Below are 13,708 nucleotides of genomic sequence, written 5' to 3'. Positions count from 1 at the left end.
CCTCATTTCCCTGCCAATTTTTTACCCAAAAAAGAAGGACTGCCACACCTTCGCATAGCAGTCCTTCTCTCCCCTGGCAGCTGCCTGTCAGAGATTCTTTCTATAAATTACCATTTTTATTTTCTACATTCGATACTGCATCTCTGATGTAACATCTTCCGCCATTTTCCGGCTCTCTTACTTACATCATGCCGCCCATGCCAGCGCCTGCTGCCGGACCTGCCGGTGCATCTTCTTTGATGTTGGCAACTGCGGACTCGGTTGTAAGCAGGGTAGATGCAACGCTGGTTGCGTTCTGCAGGGCACTTCTGGTTACCTTTGCCGGATCCAGGATGCCTGCTTCTACCATATCTACGTATTCCTCATTGTAAGCATCGTAACCTACGCCTACTGGGGACTCTTTTACCTTGTTGATGATAACAGAGCCTTCCAGACCTGCGTTTGCTGCGATGTGGAACAGCGGAGCTTCCAGAGCTTTCAGGACGATACGACCGCCGGTCTTCTCGTCGCCTTCCAGTCCATCTACTACCTTCTGAACTTCTGCTGCTGCGTGAACATATGCAGATCCGCCGCCTGCGATGATGCCTTCCTCAACAGCTGCCTTTGCTGCGGACAGGGCATCTTCCATACGCATCTTAGCTTCCTTCATCTCAGCCTCGGTCGCTGCACCAACACGGATAACGGCTACGCCGCCAGCCATCTTAGCCAGTCTCTCCTGCAGTTTCTCACGGTCAAAATCAGAAGTGGTTTCCTCAATCTGAGCCTTAATCTGAGCCACACGGTCTGCGATGGCTTTCTTATCGCCGCAGCCATCTACGATGATGGTGTTCTCTTTCTGAACCTTAACGGATTTCGCACGACCAAGCTGATCCATGGTGGTATCCTTTAATTCAAGTCCCAGTTCCTCGGAAATAACAGTACCGCCGGTCAGGATTGCGATATCCTTTAACATTTCTTTTCTTCTATCGCCGTAACCCGGAGCCTTCACACCAACAACGGTGAAAGTACCTCTCAGCTTATTGACAATCAGGGTGGTCAGCGCCTCGCCCTCAATGTCCTCAGCGATGATGAGCAGCTTGGAACCAGACTGTACCAGCTGTTCCAGCAGCGGCAGAATCTCCTGAATGTTGGAGATCTTCTTATCGGTAATTAAGATGTACGGATCGTCCAGAACGGCTTCCATCTTCTCCATATCAGTTGCCATGTATGCAGATACATAGCCACGGTCAAACTGCATGCCTTCTACCAGATCAAGCTCGGTCTTCATAGTCTTGGACTCTTCAATGGTAATAACACCGTCTTTGGAAACCTTCTCCATCGCGTCTGCTACCATCTGGCCTACTTCCTCATCAGCGGAAGAGATAGCAGCGACTCTTGCGATATCTGCCTGGCTCTTAACGTCCTTCTTCATGCCTTTGATTGCCTCTACGGCTGCATCTGTGGCCTTCTTCATACCCTTTCTCATGATGATCGGGTTAGCACCTGCTGCCAGGTTCTTCATACCTTCGTTGATCATCGCCTGGGCCAGAACGGTTGCGGTTGTAGTACCATCACCAGCTGCATCGTTGGTCTTGGTTGCTACTTCCTTCACCAGCTGTGCGCCCATGTTCTCAAACGGGTCTGCCAGCTCGATCTCCTTCGCAATGGTCACACCATCGTTGGTAATGAGCGGAGCACCGAAGGATTTATCCAGAACTACGTTTCTGCCTTTCGGTCCTAATGTAACTCTTACGGTATCTGCTAACTGATTTACGCCCGCTTCCAGGGCTTTTCTGGCTTCTACGCCATATTTAATTTCCTTTGCCATGGTTATCAACCTCCATAATTTTCTTGAATAAACGTTCCGATCAGCATCTGTCTTCCAGACATCCTGCCCATCGATTAACCGATAACAGCCAGAATATCATTCTGTTTTACAATGACATATTTCTCATTGTCCAGCTCAACTTCTGTGCCTGAGTATTTCGAATAGATAACTTTATCGCCAACCTTTACCTGCATCGTGATTTCTTTTCCATCTACCACTCCGCCAGGACCAACCGCGATTACCTCTGCCTGTTGCGGTTTCTCTTTTGCCTGACCCGGAAGAACGATACCTGATTTGGTCGTCTCCTCTGCAACTAACTGCTTTAATACAACTCTGTCAAATAATGGTGTTAACTTCATTATTGGCTCCTCCTTATCCATCCAAATTTATTCCATCTGATTGCTTTTCTTTCGTAATCAGATATGTATCTTCTTCTTACGAAGTATGTTATAACACGTTCTGTTAGCACCGTCAAGTGTTGAGTGCTAAAATTTTAGTAAATTTTACGGGGAGAACTGAAATATTCCATTTCTCCCCGTTCTATTAATTGCTCTCCTCAAATGCCTTAATCGCCGCAACCGTTTTCTCATAACACTCTTTTACCGATGCAAAATCTGCCTCGTATCCGGTCAGTTCTCTGCCTCTCAGTTTTTCGGTCAGCGCTGCGCTTACCTCATAGAAAGCATCAAAGCCCAGGTTCAGACAGATTCCTTTCAGGGTATGTGCCGCGCGGAATGCTTTCTCCGCATCCTTTTCTTTTAATCCATCCTCCAGATCCTGAAAGCTGGAATCGCTCAGAAACTTGATGGCAAATTTTTCCACCAGCGCCACACCTCCAAAGCGTTTCTGAACTCCTTCAAAATCCCCGCCCATTTCTTTGTAGCATTCCTGAATTGTCATGACAGCCTCCTGTTATTTCTCTTCCTCAGTTTTCATACGGCTCAGCTCCTCGCCCGCAGTTCCATACTCTTTTTCAATCGCCTGCGTCACCGCGCCGAAAAACTTCTTCTGTGAATTGTCATAATGTTCAAATTTCTTATTTTTTCGCTCCGGATCACTCATCTCACTCCGGTATGCTGCCTCCTGCAGCTCCTTTTTAATAGGATCCTGAATCTCACACAGGCACTCAAGCAGGAGCGGGTTAAATGTACCACACTCTCCGTTGCAGATCATCTGCACCGCCTCCTCATGAGAATAAGCCTTTTTATAGACGCGCTCACTTGTCAGCGCATCATACACATCCGCCAGCGCCACCACCTGCGCTGAGATCGGGATCTCCTCCCCTTTTAGACCATCTGGATATCCTTTTCCATCATAGCGCTCATGGTGCCAACGGCAGATCTGGTACGCCACTTTCATCAGCGGCTCATCCTCATACATCTGAAGATTCGCAAGCATGTCCGCACCGATCACTGTATGTTTTTCCATGATCTTACGCTCCTCCGGCGTCAGACGACCCGGTTTATTCAAAATCTTCTCGTCAATTCCGATCTTTCCGATGTCATGCAGGGATGATGCCGTGCTGATCAGCATCCGGTTCGACCAGGACAAGGGGTATTTGTCCGTCTTCTTGACGAGCTGTTCCAGAATCATCGTCGTCAATATATTAATATTGAGTACGTGCATACCGCTCTCGCCATTTCGAAATTCCACGATCTCGCTCAGAACACTGATCAGCATCCGGCTATTCTTCTCTTTCTCAAAAACCTGGTTCGTCACCATTGCCACCAGGCGGCGCTGTTTCGCATACAATTTGATCGTATTTAAGACACGCCGGTGTACAACCTCCATATCGAACGGGCGCTTGATATAATCAGAAACTCCCCACTCATACGCCTGCTTGATGACCTCGCCCGAATCTTCGCCCGAAATCATGATAACCGGGATATCCCCGATCAGGTTGTTGCGGTTCATGTATTCCAGAACCCCGAAGCCGTTCATCCCCGGCATGACGATATCGAGAAGAATCAGGGAAATCTTCGTCTCATAACGGTTCAGCATGTCGAGACATGCTGAACCATTTTCTGCCTCCAGAATCTCGAATTCGCCTTTCAGCATTTCTGAGAGAATCATACGGTTCATCTCCGAATCGTCCACGATCAAAATGCGGTAACGACTCGCATTGCGCCGCCCGGCTGCCACGATCTCCTCCGGTGTCCACTGTCCATCTTTCTCAGTCACAATCATGTTCTTGGAGGTCTTCGCCTGATACATAAATTCGTCCGCCCGGCACATCGCCTTCCCGACTGTCTCCCCGTTCGTCAGCGTACCGCCGATGCTGACTGACAATTTCAGTTGCGGATATCCTTCAACACTCATGTTGCAGATCAGATCCTGTATCCGATGCAGCTTCTCAACAAATGCCTCCAGACTGATGCCCGGCATCACAAGCAGGAATTCATCCCCGCCATAACGCACCAAGCGGTCCGTCTTACGGATACAGCTTATAATCGCCGCCGACACCGTCACCAGCACTTTATCGCCCGCCACATGCCCATATATATCATTGTAGGTCTTAAAATCATCCAGATCGAGCATCGCGATACCGGCATCCATCCGCTGCTCTTTTAACTGATCTTCAAAATATCTCCGGCTGTAGCTCCTCGTCAGTGCATCCGCATACAGCTCGCGCCTGTAGTGTGCAAATTTCTTAACGAGTGCTTCTCTTCCCTCTGCGTCAAGAAGTGTCTCATCATCCAGACAGGAAATCATCTCCACCACACAGGGAACTCCATCCACCTCCAGATACTTCGCGATGACCTGATACATCTTCAGACCGATAAATTCAAGCTTCATGCACTGTCCCTTCATCGCAAGCGCGCGCTGTGCCGCACAATTCTCACAATTCTTTCCTTTTTCCCAGAACGAATAGCATTTGCAGTCCTCGGATCGGAGTTCCCCGTTCCTCACGTCCATCTTATGGAGTAGATCTTTATCTAAAATACGTACAACCGTAAATATCCTTTCCATCTGTGCAATCATTTGTTCCAATTCCTGCGCCGTCATCTTTGTATTCAAATTCATCATTTTATTTTTATCACCACCTAGCAAATATATAATTTTATTCTACATGATTTCCGGTATGACAACAAGCATTTTTCTCATGCTTCCTGTACATAATTACCGCCCCTGTGTTACTGTTCACGCATACGTACCCCGTAACACGTGATTCACACACTTCCCGTTGTTCACAAAAGATTCCCTTTATTTTTTAGGCGTTTCGTATTACAATAAGGATATCGAATCGTATAGAGAGGAGTATCAACCATGGCAAAAAAACATTTTGGTAAATTACTGACACTGGCAGCTATCGTCGGCGCTGCAGCAGCTGGTGTTTCTTACGTCTTACAGTATAAATCATTCCACAAGGAACTGGATGAGGATTTCCACGACTTTGAAGATGATTTCGATGATTTTGACGATGCCGGCGATAAAGAAGCTTCCAAGGCTTCTGATACAGCTGCCTCCGAACGCAGCTATGTTTCCTTAAATCCGGAGAAAAAGGAAGCTCCGGCTGAGACTCCAGAGGAAACTTCTGAACATTCTGAGGAAAGCGAAAAAGCTCCGGCTGATGCAGATGTCTCTTCCGAAGAACCAGTCAAAACAGAAACCGTCCGCGCAGATGCTCCGGTTTCCGAGGACGGCGAATCTTCTTCCGAGAAAGAAGATTCCGACGCAGCCCCGGATGACAGCACAACCGTGACGGTTGAGGAAATCACAGAATAACACAGGAGGATTCTTTGCATGATACAAAGTCTTCTCCGCGCGATGGAACTTCTGGAACTTTTAAAAGAAGCCAACCACAAATATTCCATCGCAGAACTTTCCGAATCAACCGGGCTTCCGCCCAGCACAATCCACCGGATTTTGCAGACATTTTGTGAAAAAAAATACGTGATCCGCGATGAACACGCGCACACCTACCAGCTTGGTCCCGCCCTCATCTCTCTCGGTCGGGCGGCGGCTGACAATGTGCGGATTCAGGATGCGGCGCTTCCGATTCTCAAGAACCTCTCCTACTGTACCCGTGAGGATTCCTATCTGATCATCCAGGTTGGCGACAAGGGACTGGTACTTGACAAAACGGACGGTCCGAACCACCTCAAGGTCGTCGAAGAATTTGGCTATGAGATGGATCTGCACTGCGGTGCGATCCGCAAAGCGCTTCTGGCTTTCCAGAGCGACGAATACATCCGCCGCTATCTGGACACACGCTTAACCCGTCCTGAGGCATTTCCAAAGGCGGATCCCGCAGAATTGGCAGAAGAACTCCGCACCATCCGTGAGAAGGGCATTGCCGTTTCCCACGGCGAATACGTCCCGGATGCAGTCGGGATCGGTGCTCCCATTTACGGTATTGACGGACGCATTTCCGCTTCGGTCGGAATCATCGCACCGTATTCCCGTATTGAAGATGACACACATCTTCTGCACCTGCAGGATCAGGTCCGCCACAGTGCGGCAGAATTATCCTATTATATGGGACATACATTTAAGCAGGAGAAATAAAGGAGATTTCACTTTATGATTAATAAACGCTTATTTTTAGCAGGCTTAACAACCGGTCTTCTCTCCCTCTCCGTCGCTTTTCCGGCGATGGCAGGAAGCTGGAAAAATGGAGCTGGTGACAATGCTGCCCGCTGGTGGTACGACAACGGTGACAACACCTGGGCGGCAAATGGCTGGCGCTGGATCGACGGCAACCAGGACGGCGTCAGCGAATGCTACTATTTCGACGCCGAAGGCTGGCTTCTAACCTCCACCACGACACCGGACGGCTACACTGTAAACGCAGACGGCGCTTGGACGGTAAACGGCATCGCTCAGAGCCGCCAGACCGCGGCTTCCAATGAATTCGATAACGAAAGCTGGGACGATTTCCAGAACAGCTCCTCCAAAAAGACGAAAAAAACAGCCACCAGCTCCAGCAGGACGCCAGATTCCGGAAGCTCTGACTCCAGCACCGGCTCATCCGAAGATTCTTCCAGCGATGATAGCAGCAATTCCAACGGAAGCTCCGGCAGCCACAGCAATTCCGGAAGCTCCGGTCCGTCCAAAGAAACCTCTTCTACTTCCGGAGACAAAAAGCCGGATGCTCCAAAGAAGAACTCCAAACAGGAACCAGGCAGCGGCTACCGCCAGGGGTCTGTGACGGATGAGCAAATTGCAAATAATAGTTCTTCTGACTCCACTAAGGAATAAATAAATGTATGCCGCAAGGCGCACCAAACAAACGCCCCCGCAAGAAAATCTCCTGCGGGGGCGTTTCTATCTCATCATTCAGTTTCCCAAACGAATCTTCTATTATTTCTGAAGTGCAAGAACGTCAGCGAATGCCTGAATAGCAGTGCTTGCCTGACCGAAGTCTCTCATCTGCTGGTCGATACCCAGTTTGATGTGCGGAACGCCTGCATCGTTCAGAGCTTTCTTCAGGTATGGATACTCCATCTCCTCCGGATCACAGAACTGCTGCATAAACAGTACCAGACCCTGAGCGCCGCTCTCTTTAACCATGTTAGCTACGAACTCACCACGACGGTTCTTGTCAGATTCCGGATCGTACAGAAGTACTTCGTAATCGATGTTAGCGAACTGTTTAGCCAGTGCTCTAACCGGATCCAGCTCGTCTTCCGGAGCGTCTACACGGAAGGAACGTGTCTCATGTGCTACATCATCTGCAGCGATAGCGATGTTGTTCTCTTCGAAGATAGAAAGCAGCTTCGGATTATCACAGATAATACCGGAGGTAACAACCTTGGTTCCCTTCCAGTCACAGACAGGAAGTTTAGCCAGCTCTGCGTTCAGCTCGTTCAGCTTTGCAGTGTATTCCGGCTTCTCCATGAAGTAGAATGCCTTCAGAACTGCGGAACGTTTGGTTGGTGTGATAACATCACAGTGCTCGTTAGCCAGTTTTACGAACTCACGGCGAGCTGCACGGCTCTTGTTGTATACAACGATAGCATCCTGGATGTCAGAATCAGTAATCTTTCTTCCAGCGATCTCTTCCAGATCAGCTTTTACATGGTTGTACTGATCGATACAGAACTGAAGACCAAACTCTTCGAAACGGTTCTGCGGATGAGCTAAGAAGATAACTTTCATCTTGTCGCCCATAGCTACACGGAAGTTCTGGCTCATCGGACGAAGAGTATCACAGATAGTAGGTGTGATAATACCGTCTAACTGATCCATAGTTCCATCCAGCAGCATCTCCAGAGCTAACTGAGCGATGGTGCAGTAGAAAGTAGCGCAGTACTCTTTTGCACGGCTGATGGTCTTAGTGTTGGAACCCCACATACCCATCGGAACGATACCAGCGGCATATACAAGCTCTTCCGGAGCGTAGTAAGGAAGAACACCAACTACTTTTTTGCCCTGAGCTTTATATTCAGCAAGCTGCTGCTTCGGAGTTGCAGCTTTTACCTTAAATTCTTCTAATAATGCGTTAACACTCATGGTTATTTAGCCTCCTTTGCCTGCTTATTTGCTTCCATTGCCTCAACCAGACCCTCTACACGAGTCTCGTACTGAGCAGCATTGAAGTTACGCGGGTCAGCCTGATCGCCGTCGAAACCAGCACACGGGATACCCAGGTCAGCAGTAAAGCGACGCTGCATCTCAGCCATGTAACCACTCCACGGTTTACAGCTTCTGTTGTAGTGAACCAGAACGCCATCTACCTTGTTATCACGGCAGATGCCTTCACGCCAGTCAACACCCTGCTCGATGCAGACAGAGTTCGGAGCTTTGTAGTAAGCACGAGCCATCTCATCGATGTTGTTGTAAACGAAACCAAATGCCGGAGCATATACAACGGCAGTAACGTTTACACCGTGGGTCTTCAGCGGTTTGAACAGAGCCGGCAGTTTCGGCCAGCACGGAATACCCTCGAACATAACACGGTATTTCTCCGGGAACGGAGTTGTGGTCTCACCCTTCTTAACTGTCTCTTCCAGGTCTTTTGCAAGTAATTCAAAAGCATCACCAGCAGCTACAGTAGCACGTGCAGTTACAACGTCTGCCATGTGGTTGAACAGGTCAAATCCACTGTATGGAGCCGGTTTGTACTGCAGGAAATCACAGACTTTCAGCCAAGCCTTAGCGGTACGGTTAGCGTTTGCACAAGCCTGCTCGAACTTCTTCTCGTCGAACTTCTTGCCTGTCAGCTCTTCCAGCTGTTTGATCGCTTTGTCGAACTGAGCGCGAACGTATTTAACATTCTCATCATGAACTTCTACTGTATTGTTGTACGGGATATCGATCATGATCAGCGGAATGTTACACATACGAGCGATGTTCTCATACCATTTTGTCATACAGTTACAGATGTTGTTGCAGCAAAGAACGAAATCCGGCTGCGGAATACGCATCTGACGAATCGGAGAAATAGCCTCAAGACGTTTCTCTTTTTCCGGACCATCCGGGAGTTTTTCAATCTCAAGCAGGTTGTCCAGCTGCAGATACGGAGTCTGAGTCTTCGGATCCTTCTTCGGTTTTCCGTCTTCACCCATCACTACGTTGCCGTCAGCATCTTTTAATGGTTTACCTGTGCTCGGATCGATGATGTATTCACCAGTCTCCGGATCATACTTACGGGATACACGTACACCAGCTGCATATGCAAGGCTGATACGAGCGTAACCGCAGATATCGTTGTCATATCCAAGATCCTCAGCTGCCTGGCACATCAGCTCACCGTAACGGTTAGCTGCGATACCAGCTGCCTGGTTCTCCGGATACATAACGTGTAAATCAAATGCTGCTGCAAGCTCACACGGGAATTTGGAAGAAGACCATCCAACTAACTCGCCTCTTGCTTTGGCCTCACGCGCCTCTTTGTGTACGTCATCTACGACTTTACGAAGCGCAAGAACACCAGGACTAACTTGTTTTGCCATAATAATTATCCTCCATTCTTAAAAATTAACTTAGTTACTTCTGACGGCTGGCTACCTGATATGCCATCAGGGCTGCGCCAAGCGCGCCGTTATACTGTGTCAGCGGGGATGTACAAATCTTTACGCCAAGCTCAGCCTCAAGCGCATCTACTACGCCCTGGTTCTGAGCCACACCGCCTGTCATAACGACATCCGGCACTACACCGATTCGGTGGGCAAGACCCGTGACACGATGAGCCACTGAACGATGAATACCGGCAATGATATCACATTTATCCGTTCCCATCGACAACTGGCTTATAACCTCACTCTCTGCAAAAACCGTACAGGTGGAACTGATTCCTACCTGCTTCTTGGACATAGCGCCAAGACGGCCTAGATCACTTACCTCAACTTCGAGAACGCGAGCCATAACATCCAGGAATCTTCCGGTTCCGGCTGCACACTTATCGTTCATCTGGAAGTTTGTCATGACACCGTCCTCAACGCGAAGAACCTTCACGTCCTGACCGCCGATGTCAATTACGGTATGAACCTTCGGGAAAAGGAAATAAGCGCCCTTTGCATGACATGACAGCTCACTCATCTGCTTATCGGCAATTCCGTCCATCAGAGATGTACGTCCATAACCGGTAGCCAGTGTGAATGCCATATCTTCTTTCTTGAGGCCTGCATCTTCCAGAACTGCCTCGATGGCACGGCTTGGACCGCTGGTACCTGCTCCAACGTCAATCAGAGACTTACCTACGATCTCCTTGCCATCCTTCAGGATGATACATTTGGAAGCTGTAGAGCCTACGTCGATACCTAAAGTGAAAATTTCGCTCATGATGTATCTTTTTCCTTTCAATACTGACTTTCTATGCCTGATTTTTGTTTCAACGATGTTTTGGCAGATCCGTGCTATCACATCGTCTCCACCCATCATAATACCACAAAATCAACTAAAAGTCGCTGTAAAATCTTGAAAATGTTATAAAATAATTCTTAACAAAACTATTACTTATTACTTATCTGCCTGAGTATACCAATAAATCGAGCAAAGGTTCCAGTTCCTTTGCCCGATTTATCTGCAAGCATCCGGCAAAACGGTTCATTTACAGTCATACAGACAAGCCGCTTCGCCAGAGCCTCACACTATTCACACTATCAATTTGTTACTTATCACTATTTACACTATCACTGTCAGCCGCGTACTTACGCGCCTTCTCTTTTTAAAATGTTATCTTAGCGGCACCTATCACAATGCCGTTTTAATTTGATAATTATTTACCGTAGTTGATGAACTCACGAGTAGATCTCGGAGCCAGCATCTGATGCATCGGGCAGATAGCCTGAGCATTCTGATAATAAGCCTCGGTAAATGCCTGGATGTACGGACGAAGATCGGTCAGATCTACGATCTCATCAACCATACCCTGTTTTGTACAGTATTTCGGACGAGATTTGTCTGTGTACATCTGGATCATAGCGTTCATCTTGTCGATGATCGGCTGAAGCGGCTCGCCAGCTTTTTTAGCTTTAACAAGCTTTCTGGAGTACATAGCGTTTGCAGCGGTCTCACCCGGCATTACGTAGTACTCGCAAGCACCTGTACCGATAGAGAATACGTTGGTGTTGTTGCCCTGCGGACCACCCAGAACGTAGTGAGCAGCAGCACTTGCCTTACGAAGAGTAACCTCCAGAGACGGAAGCTTAGCATTCTCGATAGAGTAGATCAGGGACTGACCTAAACCAAGCAGCTCTGCCTTCTCAGCGTCATCGCCTACATCGATACCTGTGGTATCCTGCAGCCAGATAACCGGTGTCTTATCACGAGCACACAGAGTAACGAACTCGTTCATCTTAATCAGACCCTGACGGTACAGCTTACCACCGATACCTACAGAACCCTGTTTGTACTCCGGATAGTTCATGAGTAAGCCCTGTACGTTAGCGATAACACCAACCAGAAGGCCGTTAACTTTTGCAAGACCAGCAACGATCTCCGGACCGTAGCCTTTCTTATACTCGAAGAACTCACTGTTATCGAACAGACGGCCGATTACATCGTAGATGTCGTACGGACGTTTCTGGTTCATCGGGATGATGCTGTACAGATCCTCAGCCGGAAGCTGCGGAGCCTTCGGGCTGTCAACACGGAAGAACTCCAGGTTGAAGCACGGAAGGTAGTTGATGTACTTCTTGATTCCCTCGATAACGCCTAAATCATCCTCGTAAACTTCACGGAAGAATCCGGTCTCATCATAGTGGATCGGCACGGAACCCGGAGCCGGAACGTGATGTTTGCTGTTCTCGATCTGAGCGTTAACGATCTGCTCTGCTGCTTCCTCATCGATGTAACCCTTCGGGTTCATACCGGAAAGGATACCAGCGCCACCAACTGCCATGTTCGCATCTTTATGAGCGATCAGGATAGTCGGGGAAATGCTGTGGTAACCACCACCTGCCGGGTTGGTTCCGTAGATACCTACGATAACCGGAACACCAAGCTGGTTTAACTCAGCGTTGCGGAAGAACGGTGTACCACCACCACGACGGTTCGGGTATACTTTGTCCTGATTCGGGAACTCAACGCCTGAGCAGTTTAACAGGTATACTAACGGCAGATGCAGCATCTTAGCGGTATCTGCAGCACGGAGCAGGTTATCTGCCTGTCCCGGAACCCAAGCACCAGCCATCTTCTTGTTATCAGAAGCGATGATGTAAACCCATTTGCCATTTACACGGCCAAGACCATTCAGAACGTTAGTTGTCTGGAAACGGTTGTCTTCCGGATTGTAAAGGCTGTTTAACGGGCACCATGTACCTGGATCGATCAGGGCGTTGATACGCTGTGTAGCAGAAAGCTGTCCACGTGCGTTTAACTTCTCTTCGGTTGTGATACCAGCATCAAGAGCCTGCTTAATGGACTCATGGATGTCGTTCTCAACAGCCTTCAGTTCCTGCTCGTTTTCCGGATTCGGATTAACCAGAGCTTTACCAACAGTAGGCATATTCTGGAAATATCCTGGCATTGAATACATATTCATGTCTTCTTTTCTCCTTATAAAATAAAAAATAAAAATGGTTATAAATGAATTGCTTGCGGGACAGTTCGTCTCCTGTCCCGCCTGCAATCAGTAACTAATTAATCGACAGAAATGATATCTGTCTTGATTCCCTATGGAAGGCTAATTACTTAGTCTCCTTCGGAACTTTGATGAATGCCTGACCTGGGTCGATCTCTTCACGAATAACGCGGATGATCTCCGGATCCGGACCTTCCATCAGCTGAGCTCTGGAGGTATCGATCTCGAAACCAGTGTTCTCCTGAACCATTTCCGGAGAGGAGAATGGATAGTAGTAAGCCAGGTACATTCTCTTGGTCTCTTCGTCGAATTTCATGATACCAAGATCGGTAACTACCATCTGCGGTCCACGGTTGCCCGGAAGACCTGCTCTCTCACGTCCGCCAGGGCCGTCCATCCAGCCACAGCTTGTGATGTAGTCAACATGCTCCATGAATCTTCTCTTCTGATGCTGCATCATGATGATGGTGTTGCAGAAGGTAGCGATTCCGTTTGCACCGCCAGAACCTGTGAAACGTGTGGTAGGTTTAACATAATCACCCTTACCAAAGATACAGGTAGAGTTAACGTTTCCGTACGGGTCGATCTGAGCGCCACCGATGAATGCGATCATACGATCAGCATCATGTAACCACTCATTAGCCTCGAAACCTACGAAACGAACGTTTGGCCACTGTACTGCACAGTGAGCCATGAAACGGTTGTCACCTACAGAACGCGGAACCTCGATCGGAGAACAATCCATAAGACCACTCTCTACGATCGGATGGCAGCTCGGGCAAACAACACGTTTTGCCAGGGATGCACCGATTAACGGAAGACCGGTACCAACGATAACGATCTGATTTTCTTTAATATTTTTTGCGATGGCGTAAGCCTGCATTTCCTGCTTTGTATACTTTGTATAATCAGCCATTTTAGATTTTCCCTCC

12 protein-coding genes are annotated in these 13,708 nt (G+C 48.4%); 3 read left to right on the top strand and 9 right to left on the bottom strand.

Features of this window, described 5'->3' with window-relative positions; all coding sequences use genetic code 11:
* Nucleotides 1–181 precede the first annotated feature (181 nt).
* The 4 genes from groL to DWX68_RS03820 form a co-directional block, all read right to left on the bottom strand.
* Complete coding sequence (gene groL / locus DWX68_RS03835) at nt 182–1,807, bottom strand: chaperonin GroEL (protein WP_022359939.1); 1,626 nt, start codon at nt 1,805–1,807, stop codon at nt 182–184.
* A gap of 74 nt (nt 1,808–1,881) precedes the next feature.
* Complete coding sequence (locus tag DWX68_RS03830; protein WP_022359940.1) at nt 1,882–2,166, bottom strand: co-chaperone GroES; 285 nt, start codon at nt 2,164–2,166, stop codon at nt 1,882–1,884.
* Nucleotides 2,167–2,350: 184 nt separating this feature from the next.
* Complete coding sequence (locus DWX68_RS03825; RefSeq protein WP_107000297.1) at nt 2,351–2,707, bottom strand: Hpt domain-containing protein; 357 nt, start codon at nt 2,705–2,707, stop codon at nt 2,351–2,353.
* A 12-nt stretch (nt 2,708–2,719) separates the two neighbouring features.
* Nucleotides 2,720–4,834, bottom strand: coding sequence for a diguanylate cyclase (locus DWX68_RS03820; RefSeq protein WP_333523619.1), 2,115 nt, complete (start codon nt 4,832–4,834; stop codon nt 2,720–2,722).
* Nucleotides 4,835–5,074: 240 nt separating this feature from the next.
* On the opposite strand from DWX68_RS03820, the gene DWX68_RS03815 reads away from it, so the two are divergent.
* The 3 genes from DWX68_RS03815 to DWX68_RS03805 are packed head-to-tail and all read left to right on the top strand — an operon-like array spanning nt 5,075 to nt 7,009.
* Nucleotides 5,075–5,533: a hypothetical protein gene (locus tag DWX68_RS03815; protein ID WP_107000298.1), complete on the top strand. Its 459-nt coding sequence runs from the start codon at nt 5,075–5,077 to the stop codon at nt 5,531–5,533.
* An 18-nt stretch (nt 5,534–5,551) separates the two neighbouring features.
* Nucleotides 5,552–6,316, top strand: coding sequence for an IclR family transcriptional regulator (locus DWX68_RS03810; RefSeq protein ID WP_107000299.1), 765 nt, complete (start codon nt 5,552–5,554; stop codon nt 6,314–6,316).
* 15 nt (nt 6,317–6,331) lie between these two features.
* Nucleotides 6,332–7,009: a choline-binding protein gene (locus tag DWX68_RS03805; RefSeq protein ID WP_118467961.1), complete on the top strand. Its 678-nt coding sequence runs from the start codon at nt 6,332–6,334 to the stop codon at nt 7,007–7,009.
* 102 nt (nt 7,010–7,111) lie between these two features.
* Here DWX68_RS03805 and hgdB read toward each other — a convergent pair whose 3' ends face one another.
* From hgdB to gctB, 5 genes are all read right to left on the bottom strand, one after another.
* Nucleotides 7,112–8,263, bottom strand: a complete 1,152-nt coding sequence (hgdB, locus tag DWX68_RS03800; RefSeq protein ID WP_107000301.1) for a (R)-2-hydroxyglutaryl-CoA dehydratase subunit beta — start codon at nt 8,261–8,263, stop codon at nt 7,112–7,114.
* 2 nt (nt 8,264–8,265) lie between these two features.
* Nucleotides 8,266–9,705, bottom strand: coding sequence for a (R)-2-hydroxyglutaryl-CoA dehydratase subunit alpha (hgdA, locus tag DWX68_RS03795; protein ID WP_107000302.1), 1,440 nt, complete (start codon nt 9,703–9,705; stop codon nt 8,266–8,268).
* 34 nt (nt 9,706–9,739) lie between these two features.
* Nucleotides 9,740–10,534 carry a (R)-2-hydroxyglutaryl-CoA dehydratase activase HgdC gene (hgdC, locus tag DWX68_RS03790; RefSeq protein WP_107000303.1) on the bottom strand — a complete coding sequence of 265 codons (795 nt, stop codon included), beginning with the start codon at nt 10,532–10,534 and terminating at the stop codon, nt 9,740–9,742.
* 436 nt (nt 10,535–10,970) lie between these two features.
* On the bottom strand, nt 10,971–12,737 hold the full coding sequence (locus DWX68_RS03785; RefSeq protein WP_107000304.1) for a carboxyl transferase domain-containing protein: 1,767 nt from the start codon (nt 12,735–12,737) through the stop codon (nt 10,971–10,973).
* 145 nt (nt 12,738–12,882) lie between these two features.
* Nucleotides 12,883–13,692, bottom strand: coding sequence for a glutaconate CoA-transferase subunit B (gctB, locus tag DWX68_RS03780; protein WP_107000305.1), 810 nt, complete (start codon nt 13,690–13,692; stop codon nt 12,883–12,885).
* Nucleotides 13,693–13,708 lie beyond the last annotated feature (16 nt).

Source organism: Clostridium sp. AF20-7 (assembly GCF_003479275.1).
Classification (GTDB): domain Bacteria; phylum Bacillota; class Clostridia; order Lachnospirales; family Lachnospiraceae; genus Otoolea; species Otoolea fessa.
The sequence above is the reverse complement of the archived record's forward strand: the minus strand, read 5'-3'. Positions and strand labels throughout refer to the sequence as shown.

Bases quoted from the DNA above. Each gene is read 5' to 3' on its own strand.
- groL (WP_022359939.1), bottom strand. From the start codon at position 1,807: ATGGCAAAGGAAATTAAATATGGCGTAGAAGCCAGAAAAGCCCTGGAA.
- DWX68_RS03830 (WP_022359940.1), bottom strand. From the start codon at position 2,166: ATGAAGTTAACACCATTATTTGACAGAGTTGTATTAAAGCAGTTAGTT.
- DWX68_RS03825 (WP_107000297.1), bottom strand. From the start codon at position 2,707: ATGACAATTCAGGAATGCTACAAAGAAATGGGCGGGGATTTTGAAGGA.
- DWX68_RS03820 (WP_333523619.1), bottom strand. From the start codon at position 4,834: ATGATGAATTTGAATACAAAGATGACGGCGCAGGAATTGGAACAAATG.
- DWX68_RS03815 (WP_107000298.1), top strand. From the start codon at position 5,075: ATGGCAAAAAAACATTTTGGTAAATTACTGACACTGGCAGCTATCGTC.
- DWX68_RS03810 (WP_107000299.1), top strand. From the start codon at position 5,552: ATGATACAAAGTCTTCTCCGCGCGATGGAACTTCTGGAACTTTTAAAA.
- DWX68_RS03805 (WP_118467961.1), top strand. From the start codon at position 6,332: ATGATTAATAAACGCTTATTTTTAGCAGGCTTAACAACCGGTCTTCTC.
- hgdB (WP_107000301.1), bottom strand. From the start codon at position 8,263: ATGAGTGTTAACGCATTATTAGAAGAATTTAAGGTAAAAGCTGCAACT.
- hgdA (WP_107000302.1), bottom strand. From the start codon at position 9,705: ATGGCAAAACAAGTTAGTCCTGGTGTTCTTGCGCTTCGTAAAGTCGTA.
- hgdC (WP_107000303.1), bottom strand. From the start codon at position 10,534: ATGAGCGAAATTTTCACTTTAGGTATCGACGTAGGCTCTACAGCTTCC.
- DWX68_RS03785 (WP_107000304.1), bottom strand. From the start codon at position 12,737: ATGAATATGTATTCAATGCCAGGATATTTCCAGAATATGCCTACTGTT.
- gctB (WP_107000305.1), bottom strand. From the start codon at position 13,692: ATGGCTGATTATACAAAGTATACAAAGCAGGAAATGCAGGCTTACGCC.